Raw genomic sequence first — 11,449 nt, forward strand, 5'->3', positions numbered from 1 at the left:
AAAAAGTTGAGAAGTGGAACCCGACTAAAAACAGACCACAACCAAATAGGGCAGAGGACCAAATCCGATCAAAATACAATCGAACCTGGTCCTCTGCCCTATTTGGCATGGCCTGAACGTCTTATGTTCCTGCCTCTTAAGTTTTACACCGTTAAAAAAATTCCTAAAATAATGAGGACGCCCCCGTTGATTAAACAGAACCGGGCGTACTGATTTACCACGATTGGCCCGTTTTTCACGCTGCCAACGGACCGGACATCAATCTTTTGGGGTTTGTCATCCGTTTGACCGCCCCGCTTGTTAAACCGCCGCCAGCCAGCTAATAAATGGCCCCGTTCAATAATAAAAAAGGCGGCCAACGCTAGGAAAGCTAGACCAATCATAAAAAAGGCGTTGGCCACGGTGATGACCGACGTTCCAAACGGAATAAACAACACGCCCACCAAAATAATGAGAATGGCGGTTGCAAACGCCCAGCTAATATCCCCCATTAATTTCATTTCTTCACCCACCTTACAACTAACGGCCACTAACCTTACTGATCATCACCAGTACCGTTAGTGACCGTTGTTTTTAGCAGTCCTAAATCACTTGTTTACTTGCTTTCCACGTGGAACCGGTTGTGGAATAACGGACTTAACGGCTTATTTTCGTTAATCCGTTTGATCGCCGTCCCAATTAATGGGGCGACCGAAATTTGGACAATCTTATCGATCTTTTTGCTTTCTGGAAGTTGAATGGAATCCGTCACCACAATCTCCTTTAGCGGAGAATTTTCTAGTCGCTCAATGGCGGGACCTGATAATACCGGGTGGGTTGCACAAGCATAAACGTCGGACGCACCTGCGTCAATTAGGGCCTGTGATCCTAACGTTAAGGTTCCAGCGGTATCAATCATATCATCAATCATGATGCATCGCTTACCCTTAACATCACCGATAATGTTCATAATTTCTGCCACGTTAGCCTTAGGCCGCCGTTTGTCAATAATGGCAATGGGGGTCTTCAGGAACTCAGCCATGGCCCGGGCCCGGGTAACGCCACCGTGATCAGGTGAAACCACAACGGCATTTTCGTCCAGGTGATTATTTAAAAAGTAATCAGCGAGTAACGGGGCGCCCATCATATGGTCAACCGGAACGTCAAAGAAGCCTTGAATCTGGGCTGCGTGAAGATCCAGCGCAATCACCCGGCTAATGCCAGCCGTCTCTAGCATGTCCGCAACCAGCTTAGCGGTAATGGGTTCGCGGGACCGTTGCTTTCTGTCCTGACGCGCATAACCGTAGTACGGAATGACCACGTTAATGGTTGCAGCGCTCGCACGGCGCAAAGCATCCACCATGATCAATAATTCCATTAAATTATCGTTTACGGGAGCTGAGGTTGATTGGATGACATAAACGTTATCGCCCCGGATGCTTTCTTCGATGTTAATCCGAATTTCTCCGTCACTAAACCGATCAACCGCGAGCTTTCCTAAATCAACTCCGACAACCTTGGCAATCTTTTCAGCCAGAGGTCGGTTAGAGTTCAAGGCAAAAATCTTTAACTTTGGATCAAAATATTGTTCAGCCATAAAATCCTCCAGTGGCAAGTTATCTGCAAAATTTTTCTACACCACATTTTATGCCAGATAATTGCAAAATACAAGCCGTCATCAAGACGTTTATTCTTCACCCGAGTACGGCAGCTTCTTGTAGTAGCCGGATTTATTGGTCTGGCGGGCCCGGGCAATGGCCATATCAAACTGGTTAACGTCATCCGTAATGGTTGATCCGGCAGCAATAAAGGAATGATCAGCGACTGTGATTGGGGCAATTAAGTTGGCGTTTGACCCGATAAAGGAGTCATCGCCCACCGTTGTTTCGTGCTTGTGTTTTCCATCGTAGTTGGCAAAGATAACGCCGCAACCAACGTTAATATTCTTACCCAGCTTAGCGTTACCCACGTAAGTTAAGTGGCCCACTTTGGTCCCTTCGCCAATGGTGGCCGACTTCACTTCCACGAAGTTGCCGAGGTGAACTTTCGGCCCGATCTTAGCGTCAGGTCGCAGGTGACTATAAGGACCAATGTTGCTTTCGTCAAACATTTCGGATTTTTCAACCAGGGAGGACGTGACGGTAACGCCATCGTGGATAACGGAATCCCGAACCTCAGCGTTCGACCCAATGAAGCAGTCACTGCCGATAACCGTCGTCCCCTTTAGATAAACCCCGGGTTCAAGAATTGTATCGTTACCAATTTGAACGTCAACGTCAATGTAGGTCCGTTCTGGGTCCACCATTGAGACCCCATTTTTCATGTGGGTTTCGTTAATTCGCTTCTGCATAATGCGCGTAGCCTTAGCGAGCGCAATTCGGTCGTTGACCCCCATGGACTCCTCAAAGTTGGCCATGGTATAAGCACCAACCGTTTGTCCCTGCCGTTTCAATACTTCGATGGCGTCCGTCAGGTAATATTCCCCCTGCGCATTATCGTTATTAATTTGATGGAGGGCCTCAAATAATTGCCGGTTATCAAACGCGTAAACCCCCGTGTTAATTTCCTGGATGGCCTGTTCCTGTTCAGTGGCGTCCTTTTGTTCCACAATCTTTTCCACCATTCCCAGGTCGTTTCTGACAATTCGACCGTATCCCGTAGGATCTGGGGCAACGGAGGACAATACCGTAGCCGCTGCATTTTGAGCCCGGTGGTAGGCTAATAGTTTGTCAAAGGTTTCCGACTGAAAGAGGGGTGTATCCCCACTCACAATCAGAGTGGTTCCGTCCAGGTCGCCTAGGAGCGGTTCTGCCCTTAGTACGGCATCTCCGGTCCCCAGCTGTTCATCTTGAACGACGTACTGAGTCCGATCGCCTAACTCCCGTTCGACCGCTTCGGCACCGTAACCCACAACCGTTACGATGTTATCCATGGCCGTCTTTTCCACCTGGGTTAAAACGTGATCGGCCATCGTCCTGCCACACACCTGATGAAGAACCTTATACACTTTAGATTTCATCCGGGTACCCTTACCCGCAGCTAAAATAATTGTATTTCGTGTACTCATTGCTTATTTCTCCTTGCCCTTTACGGTTAGATTTTGATCACCAAAAATTTGGTCGAGATAGTTCCCTGGTTGAACGTCAATCTGTTTGTTCGCAGTATCAACGTGGAGGAGTGAGGTGTAACGGTTAATCAGTCGTTCCCCCGAGTAAGCCCCCTCCGCAAATACGGAGACGCCGACTAGCTGGGAATCAAACTCATCCACCAGCGACCGCATCCCGCTAATGGTTCCGCCACCCTTCATGTAGTCATCCACAATCAGGATCCGTGAGTTAGGGGCAATGCTTCGTTTGGATAACGCCATCCGTTCAATTCGTTCCGTGGAAGCGGAGACGTAGTTAACACTCACCGTTGAGCCCTCCGTAATTTGCGCGTTATGCCGGGCAATTACGAACGGGACCCCCAGGTAAAAGGCCACGCTTTGGGCAATTGGAACTCCCTTCGTGGCCACCGTCATGACCACATCAATCGGATCATTCAAATACTGGGTGGCCATAATCCGCCCAATTTCGTTAAGAATTCGGGGCTGTCCAAGCACATCTGACATGTAGACATAGCCCCCGGGCAAATACCGGTCCTCTTCACTCAGGTCCGTACACATCTGGTTCACAAACTGTTCGGCATTTTCCCGCAGAATGTAGGGAATAAATCGAGTCCCGCCGGCTGCTCCCGGTACCGTCTCTAAAATTCCGGTCCCCCGGTTCTGAAAGGTCCGTTTTAGAATGGTTAAATCTTCACTAATGGAAGACTTGGCTGAGTCATACCGCTTGGTAAAGTACGACAGGGAAATCAGCTGATGGGGACGCTCTAATAAGTATCTCGTCATGTCGACGAGTCGGTCACTTCTTCTTGTCTTCAACCTAGTCCACCTCATTTTTTAAAGTCGTTTACGCTACATTTTACCATACCCGCTCGGTTTAATGTTCGGATTTTACGCTAAGAATTTCAGAAACCAAAAACCACCCCGCGGAGAACCTGAATTCAACCTGAATCCAGGATCCCACCGGGGTGGCCATCATCCATATGCCTATTTTTTAAACCGTTCAATCAGGAGGGCACAAAAGTAAAACCCGGCTTCAATCGCCGCAATGAAGAAACTAACCGGCCAATTCGTCACGTAACCAAGGTATAACCCACCCCAAACGCCAATTAAGGCGAGAAAAACGGCAATTGTCATCATGCCCACCACCGAGTGAGAAAAGTACTTGGCCGCCGAAGCGGGTAGCGTGAGGAGAATAAAAATCAGGAGGGACCCCACGACCTGGGCCGCTACACTGACACTAAACGCTAGAATTACTAGAAATACGATAGAAATAACGTTGGTCCATAAACCATGGACGGACGCGCCCACTGGATCAAAGGAATCAAACGTTAAGAACCGGTACATAACAAAAATGACGGCTAAGACAGCCACTGACAGCCAAATTAATTGATGAACCGCCGCCGCATCAATGCCAATGACGCTCCCGAATAAAATGTTGGTGGCGTAACTGGCATTTTTGTTAGACAGGGAAATAAATAAAATTCCCAACCCGATAAATAACGCGGAAATTGCGGAAATTGACGACTCCCGCCGAGAAGTTTTTGCACTGAGCTGCCCCACTAGAACGGAGCTAACCGTTGTAAACAACAGCATCCCACCCAGGGCGCTCCACCCCGCAAATAAGCCGAACGCCGCCCCAGCAAACCCAATTTCTGACAGGGTATGGGTCAGAAAGGACATGTTTCGGGCAATGACGAAGACCCCGACAATCCCACAAATAATGGCAATAATCGTACTAGCTAAGTACGCATTCTGCATAAAAACGTAGCTAAACATGGTCCGACCTCCAAACCTGTTGGTCACTTAAATCTTGAATTCTGCCACTTTCCGTCCCTCCCTTGGACATCATGAGGTAGCGGTTCGAATACCGTCTCGCCATGGGAATGTCGTGGGTGACAAAGAGGACGGTTAACCCCGACGTTTCGTTTAATCGTTTCACCAGATCCAGTAATTCTGTCTTGGTGACGGGGTCCAGACTGGCGGTTGATTCATCCAAAATAAGAAGATCCGGTTTCTCAACTAGCGCCTGAGCTAAGTAGGCCTTCTGCTTTTCACCGCCGGAAGCTTCCCCCAACGGCCGGTGTTCGATCTGGGTCAGACCCGTTTGCTGAATGATCGCATTGGTTGTGAGCCGTTCGTTTCTAGACAGCCAGGGAAGCCGAAACCCGGGGAAGTTTAATTCGATAAAGTTGCGAATGGACAACGGGTATTCCGGGTCAATGTTGCGAAACTGGGGGACGTACCCCACCGTAACTTCCCGCCGACTGGGATAGTAAACAACCCGCCCGCTGGTTGGCTTCAGCTGGTGCAAAATGGTCCGCATCAAAGTGGTTTTTCCAACCCCGTTGGGTCCTAAAATACTTAAGAAGTCCCCCCGGTTAACCGTTAAGTTCAGGTCAGAAAAAACGGGGTGACCCGGAAAACTGACCGTTAAATGATCTAGGGCAATTATTGGTTCCGTCATTAATGTGCTCCCCCCTGCTGTTGTATCTTTTGAATTTGCCGGTACATTCCCAGCATCCACGTTTCGTAAGTCTTTCCCTTTGGCAACGTCTCGGTCACCCGGAGCACCGGTGTCTTCGACCGGTTAGCCAACTGGACTAACTGGGTGACTGAGGCCCCCGTATTTTGAGTATTATTAACAAAAAATTGAATTTGATGGGTTGAGATCAGTCCCCGAACCTGCTTAATATCAGCGGGTGTGGGGTCGGCCCCCTCTTCAATGGCCTTTTCGTAGTGGGGATCGACAATTTGATAGCCCAGTGCCGTCAAAGCGTAATTGGCTACCGGTTCACTGGTGGCAATCCTTTGATTGGCCGCCTTCGCCCTCAGGGATTTTTGCAGCGTCGTCACGGGGGTCAGCTTCGCTAAGTAGGCGTTCCCCTGGCGCCTAAAGGCCGCAGCGTGTTGGGGATCCAGTTGGCTATACTGCTTAACCAACTGGTTCACTAACTTGGGCATCATCTCAGGGGCATACCAAATATGGGGGTTATCACCCGTATGGTGACCGAGCAGCGAACCAACGGTAATCACGTCGTCTTCTGGTTTATCATTGGCTTTTACCAGCCGGTTCATCCAGCTATCATATCCGAGCCCATTTTGTACAATCACGTTGGCCTTGGCAACCGTCTTCGCGGATTGCGTATCCGGTTCGTAACTATCGGGATCAACGGAGGGACTATTGATAATACTCGTCACATCTCCGTACGGTCCCACCACCGCCTTGGCTGCCTCCCCATAAAAGTCTAGGGAGGTCGCAACGTGAATTTTCTTACCATTGGTAACGGTTGGCGCCGCCTGTTGACACCCGGTTAAAACCGCGCCTAAAAAAATGACCGTGAGCACAACGGCTGAAACGGTCAAAAAGTGTAATTGACGTTTTCTCATTCCCCATTCAGTCCAATCTCTCATTCTCAGTAAACGGTAATAGTTACCATTTACAGTATACGGAATTTTGAAAACGTGTCAATCGTAAATTAAATTTTTTTATCTAAAACATCATCGTACACGTACGGTGCCAAAAAATCGGAGACTAATTCTTGGTACCGCGCGGGGTTCCGTGCGTAGGTCATCACGTGGGCCGCTTCGGGGTCAACGTATAACCGTTTGGGGGTCTTGAGGGCATTATAAAGGGTGTAAACATTCTCAACGGGCACGGTCTGATCCTTTTCCCCATGAATAAGGAGGGTTGGCAATTTAGATTGTGACGCCAACTCATCAATTGCGCTCGTCTTCATCCAATAACCTGCATCTAACCGGTTAATTTGTTCAATCATCGGCATGAGCGGCATTACCGGCACGTGATACTTATGCCAAAGCCGAAAGTTGCCCTCCTCCCGCACATTTGCGTAGCCAGAATCTTCAATCACGGCCTTAACGTTTTGGGGGAGCGTTTCCCCGCTAACGGCCATGACCGTGGCGGCTCCCATACTAATCCCCAAGAGAACAATTTGGGCGTCTTGAACCTGTTGAATCACTTGGTCAATCCAAGCCAGGTAATCCTGCCGGTCAAGCCATCCGTAACCAATCGTGGTTCCTTCGCTGTCGCCGTGAGCCCGGGCGTCCGGCATTAACACGTTATAGCCGAGGTCCTGAAACATCCGGGCGTAGGGAATCATTTGTTCCCTGGAATGTCCTAATCCGTGAGCGAGAATAACCGTTCGACTGGTCGATACCGGTGCTGATATGTAGGTTGCCCGCAACGTTAGACCATCGTTTGATTGGACGTGCCACTCTGCCAGTGACTGCTTTAAATACCACGCATTATTTGCCTGGCTATTTTCAGCAATGGATAGCTGCCGATTTTTCTGGTGGCTGCGGCTGTAGCTCTTCGTTGCTAAATGGTAGGCGGCTAAGGCACTTACCACTAAAGTTCCCGTGGCCGCCGCAGCGGTAATTCCCGCCACTTTGAGTGCTTTCCGAATTGATTTCATTAATTGATCCTCCTTAACTGAGGGGGCGAACGAGGTAAACCTCGTGGCAAAAACCCCGAATACTGTTGACCATTCGTTGGGCCCGTGACTGCTTATCGCAGACGGCAAACAGTGTGGGGCCCGTTCCGCTCATTTGGGCCGCACTCGCCCCAAAATTCAACATCTTAGTTTTGATATGACTAATCTCCGGGAATCGATTCGCGGTAATGGGCTCTAACGCATTCCCCATGGTTGCAAAAACTTGGGGTAAATCCTGATCCCGAATTCCGGTTAAAAGGCCCGCAATATCTGGATGCTCCAACGTTTGGTAATCCACCCGTCTTAAAATCCCGGGAGTGGAGACCGAAATTTTGGGCTTGGCTAAGACAATCCACATCGGGGGTAACTTAGGTAGCGGCGTAATAATTTCTCCCCTACCCTGGACGTGGGCAATGCAGCCGTATACGCAGTATGGGACATCCGAATCAATTTCCAACCCGATCACGGCTAACTCCGCTAGACTCAAGCCTAACTGCCAAAGGTTATTAAGCCCCCGGAGAACGGCCGCAGCATCCGATGAGCCCCCGCCTAATCCAGCCGCTACGGGAACCCGTTTTTGAATCCGGATGGTTACCCCCTCATGAATATGAAACCGGGTTTGCAGGACTCGGGCCGCCTGGTAGGCTAAATTTCGCTGGTCGTTCGGTAAAAAACCACTGTCCGTAAACACCCGGATCCGCGGATGTTTGGGTTCGGTTGCGATTTCGACGTAATCGGCTAAATCAACCGAAGTCATGACCATATTCCATTCTAACGTGCCATCTCGATGATGGTAAGGGGTATCAAGCCCAAGGTTAATCTTTGCTGGTGCTTTCTCGACGACTTTCATGAGTTCACCTGACTTCATGCTGATATTTTTTTTATTATACTATGAAATCAGCATGAGTTGGAACCCTTTCCACGTAAATGGATCTCACTGAGGGACTGAAAAACAACCCGTTGTCGTTCTGATTCCGGGTTGTTTCATTCCGTTTTTACTTCACCGCTGCCGGACTTTTCCCCTCCCGGCTCAAATGGCGACGAACCATAAACTTACGTAGTTCCTCAACTAAAAAGACGGGAATTGGAATTGTGGCTAGAACTACCCAGTCTAGCGTCGTTAATCCGGTGGTGTTAAAAATGCCCTGCAGAATCGGAACATAAATAATGAGTGCCAGCAAACAGACCTCGAAAATAATTCCAAAGTTAATTCGATGGTTACTGAATAATCCAATTTTAAACACCGAAACCAGCTTGGTCCGGCAATTTTCGGCCATGGCAATCTGACAGAAAACGATGGCGGCTAGGGTCATTGTCGTTGCTTGGAGGTAAACCGATCCCGATGAAGCCAAGGCTTGGTGAGGCCACCCTCCGTATCGGTAGTTCACAAGGAAGTAGGCGGCCGTCGAAATAACGGAAGAAATCAAGCCGTACCAGGCAAACGCCTTCAAGATAATTCGTCGGTTCAGCAAGTGGGCGTTTCTTGGGCGGGGCGGTTGATCCATAATTCCCGGCTCGCTCTTTTCCGATCCGAGACCTAGTGCCGGCATCATGTCCGTCCCAAGGTCCACCGTTAAAATCTGCATCACGGTTAACGGAAGTGGAATTAAGCCACCCGAAAAGAGGTAGAGAATGGAAGGGACCGCTTCGGGAACGTTACTATTTAAAATATACAGAAGAAATTTTTGAATGTCCGCGTAAACCGTCCGGCCTTCTTGAATGGCAGCCACGATGGACGCAAAGTTGTCATCCGTTAAAATCATGTCGGCAGCTTCCTTTGCAACATCCGTGCCAGTTTGGCCCATGGCAATCCCGATATCAGCCTGTTTGAGGGCCGGGGCATCGTTAACACCGTCACCAGTTGATGCGACAATCTCCCCGTTTGCTTTATTGGCCTTCACAATGCGGTACTTTTGTTCAGGCGCAACCCGGGCAAATAAGACGTCACCCTTGACCGCTGTTTCTAAGTCCGAGTCACTCATCTGGGCCAGCTCGTCGCCCGTAATAATCCGGACATTTTCCCCGTTAATGCCAATCTTCACCGCCACACTTTTGGCCGTAGTTGGCCCATCCCCGGTAACCATAATGATCCGAATGTCCGCAGTATGACAACGTTTAACGGCTTCATATACTTCCGGCCTGGGTGGATCGGACATGACAGTCAGACCAATAAAGGTCAGGTGATGTTCCAGTTGATCGGCGGTCTGATTTAAATCCTCGGAATCAGTTACTGACCGATATGCTACCGCTAGGGACCTTAATCCCTGGGTCGCAAAAGCCTGGTTAGCCTGCTCAATCTGGGTTTTATCCTGATCCGTCATGGGACGAACCCGCCCCTGAACTAGAATGGTATCACAGAGTGCTAGGATGCCATCCAAAGCCCCCTTAGTGTACAGCGTTTTTGTCCCGTCAGTGGCCTGGTTGACCGTGGACATTCGTTTCCGGTTGGAATCAAAGCCAAATTCCTTTACACGGGGATTGGTGGACTGAATCTCGTGTGTTTTCATCCCGGCTTTAGCAACCAATATCTGCAGGGCGGCCTCCGTCGGCGAACCCATAATTTTTGGTCCGTGTTGAGCGTCCTTTGGGGCTTCGACCTGGGTGTCGTTATCTAAAAAACTGGCACGTAATAGCAAATCTAAGTCGGCGTTCTGGCCAAAAGCAACTGGTTGATTTCCCCGTTTAATCTGCCCGTTATTTTCGTACCCCTCGCCCGTAACATCATATTGCTGACCAGGCAGCCAAATATGCTCAATCGTCATTTGATTCTGGGTTAGGGTCCCCGTCTTATCTGAACAGATGACCGTCGTCTCCCCCAGTGTTTCCACACTGTTTAATTCCTTAACTAAGGCATGATGCTTCGACATTCCCTGAACTCCATTAGCCAAAGATAGGGTAACGGTTGGCAACAACCCCTCCGGAATAAACGCGACGATCATTCCAAGGGCAAAGATAAACGCCTTTGCTACCGGGGTGTGGACAACTAAAATGGCCGCAATGAAGAAGGCCACCCCAATTAACATCCCAATCACCGAAATCTCCCGGGTAAGTCGATTTAACTCGATTTCCAGTGGCGAAGCAACCTTCTTTTCACCTTCAGTCAGTGCCGCAATCTGCCCAAACTCCGTCTTCATCCCCGTTTGAATGGCCACCGCAACGGCATTGCCCTGTGCAGCGATGGTCCCAGCGTACACTAAATTGGCCTCATCGTATTTACCGGACCCCTTATGATAGGCGACCTGCTTTGAAACAAGTTGGGATTCCCCGCTTAGCGCAGATTCATCAACCTGTAAGGATTCACACTGGACAATCCGGGCGTCCGCCGAAATTCGGTTCCCCGTTTGAATATTAAACACGTCACCCGGCACCAGGTCGTTAGCGTTAATTTGAACGGTCTTACCATCTCTCACCACTGTTGTATAAGTAGGTAAGAGCTCTTTTAAGGCATCCGTCGCCTTCTTAGCCGCATGTTCCTGCCAAAAACTAAAGACCCCGTTAATCACGTTGACCGCCCAAATGGCAATCCCTAGTTCCAGCATCCCGGCTAAGATCGCAATGATACCACTTACCCACAGCAAAATGGCCATTAGACTCGTGAAATTTTTAATAAACGCTTTAAAGTTCGATGTCCGTTTCCCCTGCTGAATGGTGTTAGGGCCGTCAGTCGTCAAGCGCTGATCCGCTTCAGTGGTGGGCAGGCCAGCCGGGCTTGATCCCATTTGTTGGTAGAACTGGTCAACCGGCATCTGTGCCAACTGATCGTTTGTGGCGTACTGTGTCATTTTAACCCCTCCCAAACTTATTCTTCCTCATCATAATTCTTCTGGAATGGAAATTCGAAGGAAATGCTTCTCAAACTAAAAAACGTTTCCGCAACTAAGTCCTTACCCTTAGTTCCGAAAACGTTGATTGA

The 11,449-nt window shown here is 49.3% G+C and carries 10 protein-coding genes; all 10 read right to left on the reverse strand.

Translation table 11 applies throughout. The annotated features are described in order from the left end of the window. Positions 1–143: 143 nt before the first annotated feature. Positions 144–500: a DUF3899 domain-containing protein gene (locus DCM90_RS09435; RefSeq protein WP_109251127.1), complete on the reverse strand. Its 357-nt coding sequence runs from the start codon at positions 498–500 to the stop codon at positions 144–146. 95 nt (positions 501–595) lie between these two features. Then, positions 596–1,576 (reverse strand): ribose-phosphate diphosphokinase, encoded by a 981-nt coding sequence (locus DCM90_RS09440; RefSeq protein ID WP_109251128.1) that lies wholly within the window; start codon positions 1,574–1,576, stop codon positions 596–598. A gap of 90 nt (positions 1,577–1,666) precedes the next feature. Next, entirely contained in the window at positions 1,667–3,046 is a 1,380-nt protein-coding gene (gene glmU, locus DCM90_RS09445; RefSeq protein WP_109251129.1) for a bifunctional UDP-N-acetylglucosamine diphosphorylase/glucosamine-1-phosphate N-acetyltransferase GlmU, read from the reverse strand. Positions 3,047–3,049: 3 nt separating this feature from the next. Continuing rightward, entirely contained in the window at positions 3,050–3,901 is an 852-nt protein-coding gene (gene purR, locus DCM90_RS09450) for a pur operon repressor (protein WP_109251130.1), read from the reverse strand. 168 nt (positions 3,902–4,069) lie between these two features. Further along, a complete protein-coding gene (locus DCM90_RS09455; RefSeq protein ID WP_109251131.1) occupies positions 4,070–4,861 on the reverse strand; it encodes a metal ABC transporter permease in 792 nt (263 codons plus the stop codon). Continuing rightward, positions 4,854–5,549, reverse strand: coding sequence for a metal ABC transporter ATP-binding protein (locus tag DCM90_RS09460; RefSeq protein WP_109251132.1), 696 nt, complete (start codon positions 5,547–5,549; stop codon positions 4,854–4,856). Before DCM90_RS09460 ends, DCM90_RS09455 begins: the two co-directional genes overlap by 8 nt. Next, on the reverse strand, positions 5,549–6,472 hold the full coding sequence (locus DCM90_RS09465) for a metal ABC transporter solute-binding protein, Zn/Mn family (RefSeq protein WP_165815267.1): 924 nt from the start codon (positions 6,470–6,472) through the stop codon (positions 5,549–5,551). Before DCM90_RS09465 ends, DCM90_RS09460 begins: the two co-directional genes overlap by 1 nt. An 89-nt stretch (positions 6,473–6,561) precedes the next feature. Beyond that, entirely contained in the window at positions 6,562–7,518 is a 957-nt protein-coding gene (locus DCM90_RS09470; RefSeq protein WP_109251134.1) for an alpha/beta hydrolase, read from the reverse strand. Positions 7,519–7,531: 13 nt separating this feature from the next. Next, positions 7,532–8,386, reverse strand: coding sequence for a 4-(cytidine 5'-diphospho)-2-C-methyl-D-erythritol kinase (ispE, locus tag DCM90_RS09475; protein WP_109251135.1), 855 nt, complete (start codon positions 8,384–8,386; stop codon positions 7,532–7,534). Positions 8,387–8,531: 145 nt separating this feature from the next. After that, entirely contained in the window at positions 8,532–11,318 is a 2,787-nt protein-coding gene (locus DCM90_RS09480; RefSeq protein ID WP_109251136.1) for a cation-translocating P-type ATPase, read from the reverse strand. Positions 11,319–11,449: the final 131 nt, after the last annotated feature.

The organism is Levilactobacillus bambusae (assembly GCF_003124125.1).
In the GTDB taxonomy this organism is placed as follows: domain Bacteria; phylum Bacillota; class Bacilli; order Lactobacillales; family Lactobacillaceae; genus Levilactobacillus; species Levilactobacillus bambusae.